Source organism: Streptomyces sp. NPDC026575, from assembly GCF_055567415.1.
Genome location: NZ_JBVHQM010000005.1, coordinates 351,275 through 370,611, shown reverse-complemented (window position 1 = coordinate 370,611; position 19,337 = coordinate 351,275). Strand labels below are relative to the sequence as shown.

Sequence of the window (19,337 nt, the reverse complement as noted above, 5' to 3'; positions counted from 1 at the left end):
CCTCGGTCAGATCCAGTACGGCGCGTCGGGGACCGGGCCCGGCCGGGAGGTCGCCAGGCCGGTTCCGTCGGCGCGTCCGGTGAGCCAGCCGAGGAGGTCGGCCTGGGCGCCCCAGACCGTCGGTCCGCCGGTGCCCAGTTCGTGGGCCAGGCCGGTGTCCGTCGCCTCGATGCGCAGCGGCGGAACGCCTTCGCGCCGGCGCTGTGCCGCGATCAGGTCGTCGATGATCCAGCGGGCGACCTGCGGTGGCACCTGGGCGAAGGTGTATCCCGTCGCCAAGTCGACATGGTGCACTTCGAGTTCGCGCAGTCGGGCCAGCACCAAGGCGCCCGGCGTGCGCAGTTCGCCGGTGCGCATGCGGACCTGATAGCTCCATGCGGCGTCCGGCAGGGTGCGCAGGGCGTCGTCGAAGCGCTCGGCGCTCGCCAGGACGTCGGCCACCAGCTCGTCGACCGGGCGCCGGGCGCCGGCCTCGATCTCGGCGGCCCGGGTCTCCATATCGGTGTACTGCGGGGTCTCCACGCCGGTACGGGCCCAGGTGAGCAGTCGGCAGAGGCTGTCGGCGGCGCGGGCCACATGGGTGATGACATGGCCGCGGGTCCACGGCGGCACCAGTGTCGGGCCGCCCGCCTCCGCGGCGGTGAGCGCCTGGACGCTCCGCACGAACCGGTCCGTGGACGCGGTCATCGGGCCTAACGCCTCGGTCTGTTGCATCGTGGCCCCCAGGTGCCTGTCGGATGCGTGTCCCGCCTCGGGTGGTGCCGACCGTGGAATGCGATATCCGCATGGCGGCAACGGCGGGGACTCTAGGGCGCGCTCTTCCGGGGCGTCAACCGGCTTTCGGGGAGCGTCGATTCCGCAATGCGGCGCATCCGCCGTCGCGTTGGCGGGTGCAGTGATCTGGGTCACTGGGCGTTGCTGAAGCCGACCGGTCGGGCTAGCTTAATCCCGCAGAGCGGATGCGACATTTCGCATTGTGGAATTTGCGTGGGTGGATGGCGTGTTGACGAGCGCCGCCACGGCTCGACAACGGGGGAAGTGTGCAGGACGCGAGAGAGCATCCGATTCCGGCGCTGGCCGGGGTGCGGGCCGAAGTCCTGGACTGTGTGCAGTCCAATCTGGCCGTGCTCGCCGATCACTTCCACGGCGCGGGCACACATCTGCGGCTCGGGTCGAAACTGAGCTCCCGGTGGTGGCCCGGCCCGGACGGACTGCCCACCGTCGACCCGCCGGTCGAGGAGGAACTCGCCGAGGCACGGCGGGTGTTGGGCCTGTCCGTCGGCGAACGGACCGCCACCACCGGCGCCCGACCGGACGGGCCGGCCCTCGCGCCGGGCGAGATCCGCTACGCCCTCGCCGACGCCCATGAGATGCCCTGGCTGCCGTACTTCGGGCGGCAGCACATGGAGCACAGCTTCCTGCTGATCGCGCCCGGCAGCGCCGACGGCCCCTGGACGGTCGTCGACGCCTATGACAACGACACCCAGTGGGGAGCGGCCAAGCCCGGCAGCTGGACCGTGACCCGAGCCGAGCTGGCCGCGCTGCGGCGGATCGACCTCTACGAGATCACCGCCGGGCCCGAACCGGCCGCCCGCCCCGAACCGCGCATCGACCACGCCCCCATGGCCGACTACCTCGCCGCGCTCGACCGGGCCGCGGACCGCGAACGGGCGCTGCACCGGCTGACCGGGGACACCTGGCTGCTGGCCCGGTCGCGACGGCTGCACGCCCTGTTCGCCGCCGACGGCGGTCCCCTCGACGAGCCGACGGCACGGCATCTGGCCGACTGGGACAAGCTGGTCACCCAGGCGTATGTGACCTACCGCCGTGTCGTCCGGGGCCGCCCCGAACCCGCCGGGACCGTCACCCGCCTCGCCGAACTCCTCGAAGCCGACCGGCGGATCTTCCCGGCCCCGGCCGCCGCCGCGGCAGCGGACCCGGAGGGCCTGCGCGACCGCATCGCCCACGTCGTCGGCGCGGTCCTCGACGCCGACCAGGCGCTGCTCCGTGCCGACGACGTCGACCTGGCCGCACTGCCCGGCTTCACCTCGTTCCGGATGGTCGACATCATCGACCGCCTCGAAGCGCAGCTCGACATCGAACTCGACGCCGACGACCTCGTTCCCGAGAACCTGCGGAGCATGGACGGGCTGTGCCGCATCGTCCGCAGTGCCACCGGCGCCCGTTGATCCCCAAGAGAGGACACCGCCGTGAGCACGATCGACCGCCCCGCCGCCCCCACCGGTGCCCGACCGGAGCTGAGCGCACGGATCGCCCGGGTCACCGCCGTCGCCGAACGGCATCTGGCCGCCGCCGACCGGGAAGCCGCCTTCCCCGTCCAGGCGCTGGACGAACTGCGCGACACCGGACTGCTCGGCCTGGTCGTCCCCACCCGCTACGGCGGCCTCGGCGGCACCCTGCGCGAGGTCGTCGACGCCGGAATAGCCCTGGGCCGCTGCGATATGTCGGTGGCGCTGATCTTCACCATGCACTGCCAACAGGTGGCCGCGGCCGTCGAGTTCGCCGCGCCGCCGCTGCGCGAGGCGCTGCTGCCGCAGCTGGGCGCCGGGCGAAGCTATCTGGCCTCCGTCAGCACCGAGAGCGGCAAGGGCGGCCATCTCTACAGCGCGCAGTCCGCCCTGCACGAGAGCGGCGGCGAGCTGCTGATCGACCGCTTCGCGCCCGTGGTGACCGGCGGCGCCCACGCCGACGGGTTCCTGATCACCATGAAGCACGCCGACGCCAGTGCCGACAACGACGTCGCCCTGGTGTACGCGGCGCGCGACCAGCTCGTCGTGGAACCGGCCGGCGACTGGCAGCCGATGGGCATGCGCGCCACCCACAGCCCGCCGCTGAAGCTGACCGGCACCGTCCCCGGCCACCAGGTCATCGGCGCCGGCGTCCCCTTCCGCGACATCGCCAACCACATCCTGGGCCCCTACGCCCACCTCGGCTGGTCGGCCGCATGGCTGGGCACCGCCGCCGGAGCGCTCTCCCGGGTCCTGGGCCTGATCCGCGGTCCGGCGGGCCGCAAACGCTTCGATGTCGGCTCCGAGCTGCTGCTCACCCGGCTGTCCACCGCGCGCCAGCGGCTCGACGCCGTCCACGCGCAGCTGCGCCACACCCTGGCGATGGTGGAGACCACCGCGGACATCACCGCGCCCGCCTGCCAGCTGCTGCTCAACGGCCTGAAGATCTCCGCCTCGGAGCAGTGCCGGGCCGCCGTCGACGACCTGATCGACGCGGTGGGCCTGCAGCACGGCTACCTCAAGGACTCCCCGACCCGGCTGGAACAGAACCTGCGCGATCTGCGCTCGGCCGCCCTCAACTACAAGAACGACCGGCTGCACCTGGCCGACGGGCGGCTGGCGCTGCTGGACCGCGAGGTGTCCTTCGCCTGACCGGTGTGCCCCGCACGCCGGCGCCACGGCGTCCGACGAGCGCGCCGCGTCCGACGAGTCCGACCCCACCCCATCCTCACGACCCCTACGGAGAGCCGTCCATGTGGATTCTCGGTGTCAACGCGCCCCCCACCGGGTGGCACGACACGGCCGCCTGCCTCGTCAACGGCGAGGGAGAGGTCATCGCCTTCTCCGAGGAGGAGCGCTGCAACCGGGTGCGCCACTCCCTGTACCGCAAGCCCCTCAACGCCGCCCGCTTCTGCCTTCAGCAGGCCGGCATCACCGCCGCCGACCTCGACGTGGTCGCCGTGGGCTGGAACACCCAGCAGCTCTACCCCCAACGCTTCACCGACGACGCCGAGTTCCTCGCCTTCGCGGTGGGGCTCGACTTCGGCGAGCGCCCGCCGTCCGTGGTGCGGGTGCCGCACCACGCCGCACACGCCGCCTCCTCCTTCTACGCCTCCCCGTTCAGCAAGGCCGGAGTCCTGGTCGTCGACGGACACGGCGAGAACGAGTCGACGACCGTCTGGACCTTCGAGGACGGCGCCGAACCCCGCCTGGAGCGCAGCTGGCCCCGCACCTCCTCGCTCGGCTACGCCTATGACGCGGCGTCCACCTGGCTCGGCTTCTCGTTCCTCAACGCCGGCAAGACCATGGGGCTGGCCGCCTACGGCCGGGCCCGCGGCACCGCCGTTACGTCCCTCGTCGACCTCGCCGCCGACGACTTCCGCCTCGCGATCGGCCCGCTGCAGGAGAGCACCGGCCGCGCCACCGCCGACGAGATCAAGGAGCAGTACGACACCACCGTCGCGGCCTGGCGGGAGCGCTACACGAAGATCGCCGGAGCGGCCGGCCCCACCCTGCCGGAGGGGCGCCTGGCCGAGGACCCCAAGGCCGTCCTGGTCGCCTACACCGCCCAGCGCATCGTGGAGGAGACCGTCACCGCGCTGGCCGCCACGACGCGCAAGCTCTCCGGAGTCGACGAACTCTGCCTGGCCGGCGGCGTGGCACTCAACTGCAGCACCAACGGCACCCTGCCCGGACCGCTGTACGTACCGCCGGTGCCGCACGACGCCGGGGTGGCCCTCGGCGCCGCCTGGTACGTCAACCCGCCCAAGCACCGCACCGGACGGCCCCTCAGCCCGTACCTCGGCACCGACATCGACGGACCTGCCGGCCCGCGGTCCGCCGCCGCGCCCGACACGGCCGACCTGGTGCGCTCGGACCTGGACATCGACCAGGTCACCGCGCTGCTGCTGGCGGGGCAGGTCGGCGCCGTGGCCCAGGGGCGGGCCGAAGTGGGACCGCGCGCGCTGTGCCGCCGGTCCATCATCGCCGTGCCCGACACCGCCGAGGTCAACACCCGGGTGAACGTCATCAAGGACCGCGAGCAGTGGCGCCCGTTCGCAGGGGTGACCCGTCCCGGCTACGGCGCCCGCCTGTGGGAGCCGCAGGAGCACCTCAGCCGCTACATGCTGGGCGCGGCCAAGGCCACCGAACTGGGCCGGCGGGTCGCTCCGGGGGTGGTGCACGTCGACGGCACCACCAGGCCCCAGGTGCTGCACTCCGACGAGGCTCCCGCGGTGGGCGCCGTCCTCGACGCGCTGGAGCGCGCCGGGGTGCCGCCGGTACTGCTCAACACCTCCTTCAACGGCAAGGGCGAGCCCATCGTCAACACCCGCGGTGACGCCCTGGCCGCCTTCCGGGCCATGGACCTGGACTTCCTCGTCCTGGGCGACGAGCTGTTCCGCAAGAAGGACGACGCCAGGGGGACGCGATGACGCCCACCAGCCGGACGGCCCGCACCGGAGGCGGCCGACCTCCCGGCCCGGCGGACGGCCCGCCGCAGCGCGGTGAACGCTTCCGGGCCTTCGGACCGCGGCATATCGACGAGATCGCCGACCGCTACGGACTGGCCCCCGACGTACGCGAAACCGTGCGGCGGATCTCCCTGGTGCTGCCCTTCCGGGTCAACGGCTACGTCCTGGAGCACCTGATCGACTGGGACCGCGGCACCGCGGATCCGCTGTTCCAACTGACCTTCCCGCAGCGCGGCATGCTGACGGCCGAGGACGAGCGGCAGCTCGCCAAGCTCTCCGCGGACCCGGCCGACCGACCGCTGCTGAAGGAGGCCGTCACCGCCATCCGGGACCGGCTCAACCCCCACCCGTCGGGCCAGCAGCAGCTCAATGTTCCCGTACAGGAAGGGGTTTCGCTGCCCGGTCTGCAGCACAAGTACCGGGAAACCGTCCTGTACTTCCCCTCGCAGGGCCAGACCTGCCACGCCTACTGCACCTACTGCTTCCGCTGGGCGCAGTTCATCGGCGACGCCGATCTGCGCTTCGCCGCCCCCGACCCCTCCGGCCTGATCCGCTACCTCGCCGCGCACCCCGATGTGCACGACGTCCTGGTCACCGGCGGCGACCCGATGGTGATGACGACGGAGCGCCTGCGGACGCACCTGGAGCCGCTGCTGGACGTGGAGACGGTCCGGACGATCCGGATCGGCACCAAATCGGTCGCCTACTGGCCGCAGCGCTTCGTCACCGACCAGGACGCCGACGAGGTACTGCGGCTGTTCGAGAAGGTGGTGGCCTCCGGGCGGCAGCTCGCGGTGATGGCGCACTTCAGCCATCCCCGGGAGCTGGCGACGGACCCGGCCCAGCGGGCCCTGCGCCGCATCCGCGCCACCGGAGCCGTCGTCTACGGCCAGGCCCCGCTGATCGCGCACGTCAACGACGACGCCGAGGTGTGGAACGGGCTCTGGCGCGCCGAACTGGCCGCGGGAGTCGTGCCGTACTACATGTTCGTGGAGCGCGACACCGGCCCCCAGGAGTACTTCAAGGTGCCGCTGGCCCGGGCCGCGCGGATCTTCCAGGACGCCTACCGCACGCTGCCGGGCCTGGCCCGTACGGTCCGCGGCCCGGTGATGTCCGCGACGCCGGGCAAGGTCGCCGTGGACGGGGTCGAGGAGACGCGCCAGGGCCGCTGGTTCCAGCTGCGGATGCTCCAGGCCCGCGACCCCGCCCTGGTGGGACGCCCGTTCAGGGCGCGCTACTCGCCGGACGCGGCCTGGCTGCACGACCTGGAACTCGATCCGCAGGCCCCGGCGGAGATCCGGGCCGCCTGCCACGGCCACCTGCGGACGGACGCGGCATGAGCACCAGCCGCAGGAGCACCCGCCGCACCCTGTACGACTGGTTCGCGGTGTCGGCCGCCGCGCGTCCCGGCGCCACCGCCCTGGAGGTGGCCGGCGAAGCGCTCGGCTACGCCGAGCTGTCCGCGGCGGCCGACCGGCTCGCGGCCGGTCTGCTGCGGCATCTGAACGGCCAGGTGCCCTGCCGGGTCGGGCTGCTGGCCTCCCGCAGCGTCGTCGCGTACGCCGGCTATCTGGCGGTGCAGCGCCTGGGTGCCACGGTCGTGCCCCTGGGCACCGCCTTCCCGGCGCACCGCAACGCCGCCGTCGCCGGGGCCGCGGCACTCGACGCCGTGATCACCGACGGCAGCGGCGACCCGACCGGGATCGCGGCGCCGGTGTGGCGACCCGAGCAGTGGAGCGCGGACACGACGGCCGCGCGGAGCGGGGCACCGGCACAGGACGGCGCCGAACTGCCCCCGGTGGCGGCGGACCCGGACGCTGTCGCGTACATCCTGTTCACCTCCGGGTCCACCGGCAGGCCCAAGGGGGTGCCGGTCCGGCACCGCAATGCGACCGCCTATCTGGAGCATGTCGTACCGCGTGCGGAGGCCGGGCCCGGCGCGCGGCTCTCGCAGACCTTCGACCTGACCTTCGACCCCTCGGTCTTCGACATGTTCGTCGCCTGGGGGTCGGGGGCGGCGCTGGTGGTGCCGACCCGTGAGGAGGTGCTGGCGCCGGTCCGCTTCATCCGGCAGCGCGGTATCACCCACTGGAACTCGGTGCCGTCCGTCATCACCCTCGCCGGCCGGTTGCGCGCCCTGAAGCCGGACAGCATGCCGACCCTGCGGCACAGCATGTTCTGCGGCGAACCGCTGACCTACCAGCAGGCGCGCGCCTGGCGCCGCGCCGCGCCCGGCAGCAGCCTGGACAACGGCTACGGCCCGACCGAACTGACCGTCACCTGCGCCACCTACCGGCTGCCGGAGTCCGAGGACGACTGGCCGCGCACGACCAACGGGACGGTGCCGATCGGCACCCCCCACCCCGGCGCGGACATCCTGCTCCACAAGGGCGAGTTGTGCGTGCGCGGCCCCCAGCGCTTCCACGGCTACCTCGACGCGAAGGACGACGAGGGCCGCTTCCTGGCGCCGGACGCCGCGCCCCGCGCCCCCGGGGCCGCCCTCACCGAGGCGCACTGGTACCGCACGGGAGACCGCGTCACCCGGCATGCCACGGGGGAGCTGGTCCATCTGGGCCGACTCGACCAGCAGGTGCAACTGCACGGCTACCGCCTGGAGTTGGGCGAGGTGGAGGCGGCGCTTCGGCAGCAGCCGGGAGTGGCCGACGCGGTGGTGCTGGCCCGGCCGACGGCACACGGCCCCCAACTCGTCGCCGCCTACAGCGGCACGGGCCATGAGGTGCCCGACGCGGAGCGGGTGGGCGCAGCGCTGCGCGAGCGGCTGCCCGGGTACATGGTGCCCGAGACCCTGACGGCGCTTGCGGCGCTGCCGCTCAACCCGAACGGCAAGATCGACCGGGCGGCGGTGGACGCGATGCTGGCGCAGGAGAGAGCCGGGTGAAACGGAGTCGGGGAGGGAGGGGGGCAGCCCCCGTGCCCAGAGCGAGCACGGGGGCGCCGCCGGGTCAGTGCCGCTGTGCCTTGCGGCGGCGCAGCACCAGGTAGCCGCCGGCCGCGACGAGCCCGGCGGCCGTCGTGGCCAGCAGGCCGACGGGGGCGCCGTTGCCGGTCTCGGCGAGGTCGCCGGTGCTCTTCTCGGACGGCGACGGCGAGGCCGCGGAGGTCGGGGCGGTGTCCGCAGGGGCGGACGAGGCGGGGGTGGCGGGGGCCTCCTCGGTGGGGGACGCGGTGGCGGGCGTCGAGGGCTTGCCGCCGCCCGGCTGGGTGTCGTCGTCCTCGCAGTCGGTCCAGAAGACCTTGTGCTTGGCCTTGCCGTGCTCGCCGTCGAAGTTCCAGAAGAGCTTGTAGTGGCCGTCGGGCAGGGACAGGTCCTGCGTACGGCCGTGTCCCTCGCCGTCGAGGGTCAGGGCACCGGACTTCACGGTCCGGCCCTTGACGTCGGCGGTCGGGGCCCAGGACTCGATATGCCAGTCGACCCGCTGACCGGCGTCGAAGCCGAAGGCGTCGAGGTAGAAGGTGCACACGTGGGGCTCGTTCTTACGGAGCTCCGTCCCGGTCCGGGCATCGTGGATCTTCACGGTGCCGTTGTCGCCGGGGGCGGTGGCGTAAGCGGAAGGGGCGAGCAGCAGGGGCGCGGCCACGGCGGCCGTGAGCGAGCCTGCGAAAACAAGCGGGCGCATGGGCATTCCAACGGTGAAAGAGGAAGGGGTTGCCGTGGGGGGCGGCTCAGCTTCCTGCGTCCCCGGGAGTTCGTCAAGACACCTCAAAACGCTTATGTCGCGGACCACATCACTTGCCCCATTGGTCCCACATAACGATGAGGGCACGGGGGCTCGACGGCGAGGGTGGCGAGTGGGCTCCGTCCTCGCGCGGACGGCGCGGTCCGGCGCGGGAGGCCGTCGGCCATCCGTCCACAGCGGACGACAAAAACAAAGGCAAGGAGGGTGTCGCCCGCTCCTTGCCACTCTCAACGTATAGCGCACGGGGGGCCTTGCGGCAAGGCCCGGGTCATGCCGCAGAATCTCCGCTCGAAGCCAGGACCTGCGGAAACGGGGATTGTGATGATCGACGTGATCATTGTCGGCGGTGGCCCTACCGGGCTGACGCTGGCGGGCGAACTGCGGCTGCACGGCGTGCACGTGGTCGTGCTGGAGAAGCTGACCGAGCCGACCAAGGAGTCCCGCGGGCGCGGGCTGCACACACGCAGCGTCGAGCTGATGGACCAGCGCGGCCTGCTGGACCGCTTCCTCGCGGTCAGTGAGAAGTTCCAGGTCGGCGGCCTCTTCGGCGGTTTGATGAAGCCGTGGCCGGACCGCTTGGACACGGCACACCCCTACGGCCTGTCGACCCTTCAGCCGGTCACCGAGCGGCTGCTCAACGAGCGCGCCCTCGAACTCGGCGCCGAGATCCGACGCGGCTGCGAAGTGGTCGGGCTGAGCCAGGACGACGACGGGGTGACCGTCGAGCTGGCAAGTGGGGGCACCTTCGACAAGGGGGGAGCGGCCACCGAGGGGGGCACGCGGCTGCGCTCGCGCTACCTCGTCGGGTGCGACGGCGGCCGCAGCGCGGTGCGCAAGCTGCTCGGCGTCGGCTTCCCCGGCGTACCCGCCACCGTCGAGACGCTGCTGGGCGATATGGAGCTGGCGGAGGACCCGGAGACGGTCGAGGCCGTCGTCGCGGAAGTCCGCAAGACCCAGCTGCGGTTCGGCACCATCCCCAACGGGGACGGGACGTACCGGGTCGTCGTGCCCGCCGAGGACGTGGCCGAGGACCGTGCGACCGCGCCGACCCTGGAGGAGTTCAAGCGGCGGCTGCGGGCGGTCGCGGGTACCGACTTCGGCGTGCACTCACCGCGCTGGCTGTCCCGGTTCGGCGACGCCACCCGGCAGGCCGAGCGCTACCGGGTCGGCCGGGTGCTGCTGGCCGGCGACGCGGCCCATATCCACCCGCCGACCGGCGGACAGGGGCTCAACCTCGGTGTGCAGGACGCCTTCAACCTCGGCTGGAAGCTGGCCGCCGCGGTCGGCGGCTGGGCTCCGGAGGGGCTGCTGGACAGCTACCACGCCGAACGGCACCCGGTGGGCGCCCGCGTACTGGACAACACCCGCGCCCAGATCACGCTGCTGGGGACCGATCCGGGTGCGACCGCGCTGCGCGAGCTGTTCTCGAAGCTGATGGACTTCGAGGAGGTGAACCGGTACGTGACCGAGATGATCACCGCGGTCGGGGTCCGCTACGACTTCGGCGAGGGCCATGAACTGCTCGGTGCGCGGATGCGGGACGTGCGGCTGAAGCGGGGGCGCCTGTACGAGCTGATGCACGGCGGCCGCGGGCTGCTGCTCGACCAGACCGGCCGGCTCTCGGTGGAGGGTTGGGCCGATCGGGTCGACCACGTCGTCGACGTCAGCGAGGAACTGGACGTGCCGGCGGTGCTGCTGCGGCCGGACGGCCATGTGGCATGGGTCGGTGACGACCAGCGGGATCTGCTCGGTCGGCTGCCACGGTGGTTCGGTGCCGCCGGCTGAGCCCGTATCGACATTCCCTCTACCTCAATTACGCACTCCGGGCACGCTCAGTGGCCCATCCGAGTGTATGTCGTCACTGACGGTATGGATATCAAAGTAGTCGGAAAAGGGTGATTCCACACCTACTGATAGGAGAGCGCAATGCGAGTGCGTGCCACTCTGGCCGCAGCCGCCCTGGCTGCCGTTACGGTCCTGACCGCCGCCGGGACCGCTGCCGCCGACGCAGGTAGCGATGAAGTCGTCGGCACCATCACCCAGACCGCCGACTCGCGCCCCGAGGCACGCGACGCGAACCCCGGCGGGAACGAAGCGGGTGCCGCGGGGCGCGACTGGAGCGGCGGAGGCAACATGAGCAACGGCGGCGGACGCGATATGAGCAACGGCAGCGGCCGGGACATGAGCGGCGGCAGCGACATGAGCGGCGGCAACGGGCGCGACTGGAGCAACGCCAACGGAAGCTCCGGCCCCGGCTTCGGTGCCGGCGGCATGGGCTGAGCATCCGCTCCGCAACACCATGAAGGCGGCGGCCGGTTGGGACATCGGTCGCCGCGCACGATGTGACCCACGGCTGGCGCACCCGCCCCGAGCGGCCCGCTCCGCGGCGGTGGCCGGGGAACGGCGCCGGACGCCCGCCGTCTACGATGCAGGGCATGAGACAGCACGCGCGGCGTACGGCCCGGCCCCCTGGGGCGCGGGCCCGTGTGCTGCTGGTGCTGGCCGTGCTCGCGGGGGTGTTGGCCATGCACGGCCTGGCGCCTGCCGTCCCCCCGGCGTCGGCGCACACCGCGCCGGCGGCCCCTCACACGGCACCGGCCGCGCTCCCGGCACACACGGAGGCGGCGGGCTGCGGCGACTGTCCGCACGCACATCACGGCGGCGCCGGCGGGCACGCTCAGCACGCGGACGGGACCTGCGCGGCCGGCGGCACGAGCGCGGCCCCCGTGCTCCCTGCCCTGGCCCCGGCCGGCACGGCCACCTGTGTCGGCGCGGCCGCGCCGGTAGCGGTGCCGGCGGCGTCGCTGGGCGGACGTGCCCCACCCTCACTGAGCGAACTGCAACTCCTGCGCATATAGGGCGGCCCCGGCGACCCGGCCACTCGGCCGGTGCCCTCGCCCGTCGAGCCCGTATCACGCATCCACGCACAGGAGTTGCTTCACCATGACCGCACGCCGTTCCCTGGTCCGCCGCGCCACAGCCGTGGCGGCCGCGGCCACCGCCGCCGTCGTACTCGCCGCCTGCGGCGGAACCGGCGACAGCTCGGCCGGCCACCAAGGCCACGACAAGGCCGCGCCCACCGCGTCGGCGTCCGCCGAGAAGGGCGGGCACAACGCCGCCGACGTCTCCTTCGCGACGGGGATGATCCCGCACCACCGCCAGGCGGTGCAGATGGCGGAACTCGTCGCGGGCCGTACCCGGTCCGCGGAGGTCAAGAAGCTCGCCGGGGAGATCAAGAAGGCCCAGGACCCGGAGATCGAGAAGCTGTCCGGATGGCTGACCTCCTGGGGCGAGCAGGTGCCCGAGGAGCACGGAGGCATGGAGCACGCCGGGCACTCCATGGGCTCCATGGCCGGGATGATGGCGCCCGAGGAGATGGACGCACTGGAGAAGTCCTCCGGCAGGGCGTTCGACACCGCGTTCCTCAAGATGATGGTCAAGCACCATGAAGGCGCGGTCGAGATGGCCAAGTCCGAGCAGGCCGACGGCGGCTACCGGCCCGCCAAGGACATGGCCGGCGACATCGTCTCCTCCCAGAGCGCCGAGATCGCCCGGATGAACAAGCTGCTCGGCAAGGGCTGACCGGACGGGCCTGCGCGCGGGGGCGGTCACCGGCCGCCCCCGCCGCATACGCCTGGGCCGACCCGCCGTCACGAAGTGCGCCGACGCGGGCGGCGAGGCCGCCGCAGCCGCACAGGGCTACCGCTGGGTAGTCTCGCGCTGCACCACATCGGCCATGGGCGAGGCGCCCCGCCGGTGAGCAGCACGCGACCAGGACGGTGGTATTCCATGGCAGATCATGACCTGAGCGGCTTCGCACGTGGCACCTTCACCCACGACGGCAGCACCCGCCGGATCCTGCGGCGCGGTACGGGGCCCGCGGTGATCGTCATCGCGGAGATCCCGGGCATCACGCCCAAGGTCCTGGAGTTCGCGGAACGCGTGGCCGCGATCGGCTGCACCGCGGTGCTCCCGGTGCTCTTCGGTACACCCGGCCGCTCGGCCCACCCCAAGCACGACGGCCGGTTGAGGTCCGGCCTCTACACGGCCTCGTCCATGTGGCAGGTGTGTGTGAGCCGGGAATTCACCGTACTGGCCACCGGCAGGACCTCCCCCGTGGTGACCTGGCTGCGGGCGCTGGCCGCAGCGGAGCACCGGCGCTGCGGCGGCCCCGGGGTCGGAGCCCTCGGCATGTGTCTGACCGGCGGCTTCGCCCTGGCCATGGCCGCCGATGAGCGGCTGCTCGCCCCCGTACTGTCCCAGCCGTCCCTGCCGCTGGCCGTCACCAAGAGCCGGGCCGGCGGTATCGACATCTCCGCCGAGGACCTCGCCGCCGTACGGGGCCGCTGCGCACGCGACGGTCTGCGGGTCATGGGTCTGCGCTTCCGCGGGGACCGGCTGGTGCCGGGGGACCGGTTCGCCTTTCTGCGCCGCGAACTCGGTGACGCCTTCACCGCCGTCGAACTCGACGACTCCACCGCCAACCCCCGGGCCGCGATGCCGCCGCACGCCGTACTCACCGAGCATCTCATCGACGAACCCGGCCAGCCGACCCGTGCGGCGCTGGACCAGGTGCTCGACCACTTCCGTACCCGTCTGCTCGAAGAGCCCGGCGACGGTTCCGCGGAAACCGGGCCGCCGCACCTGACGGATCGCTGACCGCCGGCTCGTTCGCCCACGGCTCGTTCACCGTTGGAATATCCCCTGGCGACGGCGGGTTGGAAGCGAGGAACTCACCGATCCCCGAGGGCGGCGGCCGGCGTCACACCGCTGCGGCGGCCGCGCCCGAGGGTCCGAGACCGGAGCAGACATGACCATCGACGCGCCCCAGGGCACGGACCGTTCGTTCCTCTTCGTCCTCGGCAGCTCTCGCCCCGACGGCAACACCGAGACCCTCGCCCGGGCCGCCGCCGAGCAGCTGCCCGCCGAGGTCCCGCAGCGCTGGGTGGACCTGACCCGGCTGCCGCTGCCCGACTTCCAGGACGGCCGGCACGAGACCGGCGGCTGGCCGGCCGGGGAGAACGAGGAGATACTGCGGCAGGCCACACTGGAGGCCACCGACATCGTCCTCGCCCTCGCCCCTGTACTGGTACACCCTCTCCGCGCAGACCAAGCGCTACCTCGACTACTGGTCGGGCTGGCTGTCGGTCCCGGGCCTGGACTTCCAGGCGCGGATGGCGGGTCGGACGCTGTGGGGGGTGACCGCCATGGCGGACCGCGACGAGGTCGTCGCCGACGGACTGGAGACCACCCTCAACCACACGGCGGCGTATCTGCGGATGCGGTTCGGCGGGGTGCTGTTCGGCAACGGCTCCCGGCCCGGTCAGGTGCGCGACGACGAACGAGCGATGATCCGGGCCAAGACGTTCTTCCAGAATGCGACCCCGCTCGCCCGGTTCCCCCATGAGGACGGGGCCGCGGAGCAGTAGCCGACGATACGGCCCGCGCGCAGCCGCGCCGAGCATGCAGCCGGCGAGGCCGACATGAACTGCCCGATCACGACTGGCTGTTGAGGAAGCCGATCAGGCTGGCGCCCCACCAGCCGAGCTGGCTCACGGCGGCAACGGCTCCGGCCCGGATGAGCAGCCGGCGAGGCGCCTCGGCATCCCGGTACTGCTCAAGGCGCTGACCGAGCCAATGGGCGTACAGGCCGTTGAGGGTGATGGCCAGGACCAGCCCGAGCTTGACCTCGGTCAGCGGCGAAGCCAGGTCCGGGCGGAGGAACAGCCCGGTGACGACGAGCCCGGTCAGCCCGGTCCAGATGGGGAGCTGCAGGGTGCCGGCGGTGTGCAGGACATCGGCGAGGCGCCGCCGTCCGAGCACCCACAGGATGGCGAACCAGTCGACGGCGAGCACGGACCCGAGCCCGACGACGAGCGCGACGAGATGCACGAAGCGGGCCGCGGTCTGCAGCGGCGGATCGGCGTGGAGGTGGCCGGCCACCCAGCACAGCGCCGCGAGGACTGCCGAGCAGAGGACGCCCAGCAGGATCAGCGCCCAGCCCGGCGTGGGCGGGTGGTGGCGCGCGGTGCCGCCGCGCTCGGCGGGTGCGGGCCGCCCCGGGACCCCGGCGGGCTGGGGGACCGCGGTGGCCAAGGCTCTGTCGGAGGTCGCGGGCACCGGTCAGCTCTCGTTCTTCACCAGGGATCTGGGCATGGCTGAAAACTTTCGTTCAGAAGTAAGGTTAGGCGAACCTAAAGTGCTGACGTGCGCGAGTCAAGCCTGCTCGCGATGCGGGCGATACGGGCACATCGGACGCCACGGGGCGTTCTCTCTCGGTCGTGGAGCGGTTGACGCACCATCGGAAGTCGATCCACCCGCATAAATCGGCCCCGGGTCGCGCCTTCCTGGACGCGACCCGGGGCCACCGGAGTTATCTTCATATTTGCACCCAGGGGCGGACTTCGCGCGCTGTGGACGTCCAGACGGGGTACGACGGCACCCGGCGCCGGAATCCCCGCCCGCGTCCGCGGTCCGCCGAAGCCACCGTCGCCCCCCTCGCCCGCTCACTCCACTGGCCCCGCCCCCAAGCCTCCCACCTGCGCTTTTCCGGTCCGCCCGGTGACCTGCGCGGACCGTACGGCCGCGCCACGACTGGCAGCGGCAATCCCGCACGACGATGCTTGACACGTCGTAGCGCGGACAGAGCGGGAGCGGGTACGTGAGGGCAGCGAGCGCGGGTCGCACCACCGTCAGACGCTGGTTCCTGCGCCACCTCCAGCTGCTGCCCGTCATCCTGCTCGTCGGAGGCGCCTTCCTCGACTACCACACCTCGCCGCACTTCAGCGGAGAGGCCTTCTACACCGCCGCGCCGATGACCGCCGCGGCGCTGCTGTCGCTGCGCGCGACGATCCTGGCGGCCATCGGCGCCTGCGTCGCCGACTTCGCGCTGCTCAGCCACTTCGGTTTCATGGGGAACTCCGGGGGGCGCAGCGAGCTGGCGGCGGTCGCGACCGTCTCGGCCCTCGCCATCGTCGTCAACCGCCTCATGTACTACAGCAATGTGCGACTGCAGTCGGCGCGCAGGGTCGCCCTCGCCGTGCAGCGCGCGGTGCTGCCGCAGCTGCCGGCGACGGTCGGACCGCTGCGGATCGCGGTGCGCTACCAGGCGGCCGTGAAGGACGCTCAGATCGGCGGCGACATCTACGGTGCGCAGGACACCCCGTACGGCGTGCGCTGCCTGGTCGGCGACGTACGGGGCAAGGGCATGGACGCCGTCAAGGTGGTGACCGTGGCCATGGGGGTGTTCCGGGAGGCCGCCGAGGAGGAGGCCACGCTCACCGGCATCGCCGCCAGGCTGGAGCGGGCACTGGTGCGGGAGCGGGACCGGCGGGCGGGTCCCGAGCGGACCGAGGGGTTCGTCACCGGCGTGCTCGTCGAGATCCCGCACGGCGGCGATGAACTGCGACTGGTCAACCGCGGCCACCCCGCCCCCCTGCTGCTGCACGCCGGCCGTGTGCACAGCGCGGAGCCCTCCGAGCCGGCTCTCCCCTGGGGGCTGGCGGAACTGGGCACCGACCAGGACCGTGCCGACACGGTGCCCTTCCCCCCGGGGTCCACCCTCCTGCTGTACACCGACGGCCTGACCGAGGCGCGCAATCGCGCCGGGGACTTCTACGACCCGGGCGCCGGCCTGACCGGACGGGAGTTTCCCGGCCCGGAGGCGCTGCTCGGCACCCTGCTCGCCGAGGTGAGCGAGCACACCGGCGGCCGTATCACCGACGATTTGGCGCTGCTCGCGGTCACGCGGGACAACGGCCGCGCCCAGGAACCCGCGTAGGTCCGGGGAGCATCGTGCTCAGCCCAGGAACTCCCGCAGCGCCCGGTTGAGTTCGGCCGGTCGCTCGGTCGGGACGGAATGGTGTGCGGCGTCCGGTACGGTCACGACGGCCACCTGCGGCAGCAGCCGACGAGCCGCGACGGCCACCCGCCGGACATCGTGCGCCCGGCTGCGCCCGGCCAGCAGCACGAGGGTGGGGACGGTACAGGCCCGCAGCTCCGCAGCCCCGGGTCGGCGCATCACCACGACCTTCGAGCGCCGGGCGCTCGCGGTGCTGTCCAGGAACGCCTCCCAGTCGGGGTCCTCGGAGGCGCCGCCGGTCTCCCAGCGGCGAAAGGCGCGCTCCCGCTCGGCGGTGCGCCCGAGCAGCAGCGGCGCCGCACGCAGCAGGTAGCGCGGGCTCAGCGGGGCGAAGCAGCCGGTGGGTTCGAGCAGGGCGAGCCGGTCGACCCGGTGGGGCGCGTGGAGCGCGTAGTTCAAGGCGATCCAGGCCCCGTAGGAGTGGCCGCACAGCTGTGCCCCGTTCAGCCCCAGTGCCTCGCAGACCCCGTCCAGCCAGGCCATCAGGTCCCCGGCACCGCGCAACGGCGCCCCGTCGTGCACGCTGCGGCCGATGTCGCCCATCAGGTCGACGGCGTACACCCGATGGGTGCGGGCGAGCTCCTCGACGGTGGCGAACCACACCAGCGACGTGCTGCCGCCGCCGGGCAGGAGGAGGAGCGGGGTGCCGTCCTGGGGGCCGCAGACCTGGACACGCGTGGTGCCGTAGGCGGACGGCACGTCGATACTGCGCACCGCCACCGGCCAGCGCCGCAGCGCGGCGTCGTACGCCGCGAAGAACTCCGCCTCATCGCCCACGACCACTCCCACCCAGGCAGAATGACCCGATATTGTTCGACAACCGAAACTCTCGATCATCGAGATAATAGCTCGGAGGAACGCATGGACGACCAGGACCCCGCGCTCCAACTGGTCCATCTGCTGCGCGCCGTGACGGTGGAACTCGACCTCTTCGGCGCCGAGTTCGCCGACGACAACGGACTGCACCCCACGGACGTACGCGCGCTGATCCACCTGCTGGACGCCGGCCGGGCCGGTCGCACCGCCACCCCCGGATGGCTCGGCGCCCAGCTGGGGGTGAACTCGGCATCGACCACCGCGCTGATCGACCGACTGGAGCGGCTGGGACTCGTCCGCCGGGAGCGGGACACCCGCGATCGCCGCCGCGTGCTGCTGGCCGTGGAGGACAAGGCAGTCTCCATGGGCTGGTCGTTCTTCGGGCCACTGATCCGCGAGATGGTCGCGGCGATGGCCTCCTTCGACGAGCCGGAACTGGCCGCCGTACGGCGCTTCCTGCTCTCGATGCGCGACGTCGTGGCCGCCGGCCGCCAGGGCCGACGGGCGGCGGCCTCCGGGGGCGCATGACGCGGGTGGGCGCCGGGCACTCCCGTGGCGGGCGGCTAGGGCCTGTCCGATGGGTCGGGGTCGGACAGGCCCTAATGCTCGTCCGCGGAGCCGCCGGAATGCCGGAAGCGGTTGCGGTACTCGGTCGGTGTCGTACGGAGCTTGCGGCGGAACGCACGGATCAGGGTGGCGGTCGTGTTGAACCCGCAGGCGGAGGCGACACGTTCGAGGGTGTCATCGGTGGATTCCAGTTGGTTCCGGGCCACTTCGACGCGGGCCGATTCGAGGTAGGCGCCCGGGGTCACACCGAGTTCCGTCTTGAAGATGCGGGTGAGCTGCCGATCGCTGACGTGGGCGTATGCGGCGAGATCGGCGACGGTGAGCTGCTCGGCGAGGTTCCGCGTGATGTACAGCCGGAGATCGTCCATGCGCCGGGTCGTCGAGACCGGTTCGATCGGGACGCTGAACTGGCTCTGCCCGCTCGGTCGTTTCAGGTACATCACCAGCTGCCGGGCGACGCGCAGCGCGACGGCCTCGCCGAAGTCCTCGGCGACCAGGGCGAGGGACAGGTCGAGGCAGGCGGTGATGCCCGCGCCGGTCCACACCTCGTGGTCGCGGATGAAGATCGGGTCGGCGTCGACCTCGATCGACGGATGCTCGGCGGCGAGCTGCCGCGCGGTCGACCAGTGGGTCGTGGCGCGTCTGCCGTCCAGCAGCCCCGCGGCCGCGAGGAGATGCGCTCCCACGCAGACGGAGGCGATGCGCCGTGATCTGCCGGCGAGCGTCTTCACCCAGTGGACCACGGTGGGATCGGTGATGGCGTGCACCCGGCGTTGGTCGTCGACCTCGACCGAGCCGGGAACCAGAAGGGTGTCGATGCTCCTCCCGGACGCCTCCTGGAACGTGGTGTCGGGGAGGACGCGCACCCCGGCGGCGGTGGTCACGGGGTCCATGGTTTCGGCGGCCAGCACGACGCGGTAGCCCGACGCGTCGTCCACCTCCCGCCGCAGCAGGGCGAACACCTCCGGCGGCCCGGTGACGTCCAGCAGGTCGACGCCGTCGAAGAGCAGGACGACGATGCACCGTTCCAGGCCGCTCAAGGGTCTCCCTCCGCGCGGCCACGGTGAGGTGGCGGCGCACCGAGTGTCGGTATCTGCAAGTTGCATGACATTGCCGCCATGTGGGGCGGATCGTAGCGTGGAATGCGCCACCGCGTGGTGGCCCGATTCTTTCG

Annotated in this window: 17 protein-coding genes and 1 pseudogene; 13 read left to right on the top strand and 5 right to left on the bottom strand. The window is 72.4% G+C overall.

Going from position 1 to position 19,337, the window contains the following annotated elements; all coding sequences use genetic code 11:
* Window positions 1–6: 6 nt before the first annotated feature.
* On the bottom strand, window positions 7–687 hold the full coding sequence (locus ACZ4NB_RS09670; RefSeq protein ID WP_467659765.1) for a maleylpyruvate isomerase family mycothiol-dependent enzyme: 681 nt from the start codon (window positions 685–687) through the stop codon (window positions 7–9).
* 353 nt (window positions 688–1,040) lie between these two features.
* Between ACZ4NB_RS09670 and ACZ4NB_RS09665 the strand changes: the two genes are divergently transcribed.
* From ACZ4NB_RS09665 to ACZ4NB_RS09645, 5 genes are all read left to right on the top strand, one after another.
* Window positions 1,041–2,189, top strand: coding sequence for an acyl carrier protein (locus ACZ4NB_RS09665; protein ID WP_467659763.1), 1,149 nt, complete (start codon window positions 1,041–1,043; stop codon window positions 2,187–2,189).
* A 21-nt stretch (window positions 2,190–2,210) separates the two neighbouring features.
* On the top strand, window positions 2,211–3,401 hold the full coding sequence (locus tag ACZ4NB_RS09660; RefSeq protein ID WP_467659761.1) for an acyl-CoA dehydrogenase family protein: 1,191 nt from the start codon (window positions 2,211–2,213) through the stop codon (window positions 3,399–3,401).
* A gap of 101 nt (window positions 3,402–3,502) precedes the next feature.
* Window positions 3,503–5,182: a carbamoyltransferase C-terminal domain-containing protein gene (locus tag ACZ4NB_RS09655; protein ID WP_467659759.1), complete on the top strand. Its 1,680-nt coding sequence runs from the start codon at window positions 3,503–3,505 to the stop codon at window positions 5,180–5,182.
* Window positions 5,179–6,561: a KamA family radical SAM protein gene (locus ACZ4NB_RS09650; protein ID WP_467659757.1), complete on the top strand. Its 1,383-nt coding sequence runs from the start codon at window positions 5,179–5,181 to the stop codon at window positions 6,559–6,561. The genes ACZ4NB_RS09655 and ACZ4NB_RS09650 overlap by 4 nt, the downstream gene beginning before the upstream one ends.
* The gene (locus tag ACZ4NB_RS09645; protein ID WP_467659755.1) at window positions 6,558–8,120 is read left to right on the top strand and encodes an AMP-binding protein; all 1,563 of its coding nucleotides are present in this window, start codon (window positions 6,558–6,560) and stop codon (window positions 8,118–8,120) included. The genes ACZ4NB_RS09650 and ACZ4NB_RS09645 overlap by 4 nt, the downstream gene beginning before the upstream one ends.
* Before the next feature lie 64 nt (window positions 8,121–8,184).
* On the opposite strand, the gene ACZ4NB_RS09640 is transcribed toward ACZ4NB_RS09645, so the two are convergent.
* Window positions 8,185–8,859, bottom strand: coding sequence for a hypothetical protein (locus ACZ4NB_RS09640; RefSeq protein WP_467659753.1), 675 nt, complete (start codon window positions 8,857–8,859; stop codon window positions 8,185–8,187).
* A 381-nt stretch (window positions 8,860–9,240) separates the two neighbouring features.
* Here ACZ4NB_RS09640 and rox point away from each other — a divergent pair, with 381 nt between their 5' ends.
* The 6 genes and pseudogenes from rox to ACZ4NB_RS09610 all read left to right on the top strand — a co-directional run bounded on the left by rox (window position 9,241) and on the right by ACZ4NB_RS09610 (window position 14,348).
* Window positions 9,241–10,704 carry a rifampin monooxygenase gene (gene rox, locus ACZ4NB_RS09635; protein WP_467659751.1) on the top strand — a complete coding sequence of 488 codons (1,464 nt, stop codon included), beginning with the start codon at window positions 9,241–9,243 and terminating at the stop codon, window positions 10,702–10,704.
* A gap of 141 nt (window positions 10,705–10,845) precedes the next feature.
* Window positions 10,846–11,199, top strand: a complete 354-nt coding sequence (locus tag ACZ4NB_RS09630; protein ID WP_467659749.1) for a hypothetical protein — start codon at window positions 10,846–10,848, stop codon at window positions 11,197–11,199.
* Window positions 11,200–11,354: 155 nt separating this feature from the next.
* Window positions 11,355–11,777: a DUF6153 family protein gene (locus ACZ4NB_RS09625; protein ID WP_467659747.1), complete on the top strand. Its 423-nt coding sequence runs from the start codon at window positions 11,355–11,357 to the stop codon at window positions 11,775–11,777.
* Between the two features lie 85 nt (window positions 11,778–11,862).
* Window positions 11,863–12,501 carry a DUF305 domain-containing protein gene (locus ACZ4NB_RS09620; RefSeq protein WP_467659745.1) on the top strand — a complete coding sequence of 213 codons (639 nt, stop codon included), beginning with the start codon at window positions 11,863–11,865 and terminating at the stop codon, window positions 12,499–12,501.
* A gap of 207 nt (window positions 12,502–12,708) precedes the next feature.
* Window positions 12,709–13,578 carry a dienelactone hydrolase family protein gene (locus ACZ4NB_RS09615; RefSeq protein WP_467659743.1) on the top strand — a complete coding sequence of 290 codons (870 nt, stop codon included), beginning with the start codon at window positions 12,709–12,711 and terminating at the stop codon, window positions 13,576–13,578.
* Between the two features lie 151 nt (window positions 13,579–13,729).
* Window positions 13,730–14,348, top strand: a pseudogene (locus tag ACZ4NB_RS09610) (flavodoxin family protein).
* Window positions 14,349–14,415: 67 nt separating this feature from the next.
* On the opposite strand, the gene ACZ4NB_RS09605 reads toward ACZ4NB_RS09610, so the two are convergent.
* On the bottom strand, window positions 14,416–15,039 hold the full coding sequence (locus ACZ4NB_RS09605; protein ID WP_467659741.1) for a hypothetical protein: 624 nt from the start codon (window positions 15,037–15,039) through the stop codon (window positions 14,416–14,418).
* A 541-nt stretch (window positions 15,040–15,580) separates the two neighbouring features.
* Between ACZ4NB_RS09605 and ACZ4NB_RS09600 the strand changes: the two genes are divergently transcribed.
* Window positions 15,581–16,699, top strand: coding sequence for a PP2C family protein-serine/threonine phosphatase (locus ACZ4NB_RS09600; RefSeq protein ID WP_467659739.1), 1,119 nt, complete (start codon window positions 15,581–15,583; stop codon window positions 16,697–16,699).
* An 18-nt stretch (window positions 16,700–16,717) separates the two neighbouring features.
* Here ACZ4NB_RS09600 and ACZ4NB_RS09595 read toward each other — a convergent pair whose 3' ends face one another.
* The gene (locus tag ACZ4NB_RS09595) at window positions 16,718–17,569 is read right to left on the bottom strand and encodes an alpha/beta fold hydrolase (protein WP_467659737.1); all 852 of its coding nucleotides are present in this window, start codon (window positions 17,567–17,569) and stop codon (window positions 16,718–16,720) included.
* Window positions 17,570–17,641: 72 nt separating this feature from the next.
* Here ACZ4NB_RS09595 and ACZ4NB_RS09590 point away from each other — a divergent pair, with 72 nt between their 5' ends.
* Window positions 17,642–18,124: a MarR family winged helix-turn-helix transcriptional regulator gene (locus ACZ4NB_RS09590; RefSeq protein ID WP_467659735.1), complete on the top strand. Its 483-nt coding sequence runs from the start codon at window positions 17,642–17,644 to the stop codon at window positions 18,122–18,124.
* A 71-nt stretch (window positions 18,125–18,195) separates the two neighbouring features.
* On the opposite strand, the gene ACZ4NB_RS09585 is transcribed toward ACZ4NB_RS09590, so the two are convergent.
* A complete protein-coding gene (locus ACZ4NB_RS09585) occupies window positions 18,196–19,203 on the bottom strand; it encodes a GlxA family transcriptional regulator (RefSeq protein ID WP_467659733.1) in 1,008 nt (335 codons plus the stop codon).
* Window positions 19,204–19,337 lie beyond the last annotated feature (134 nt).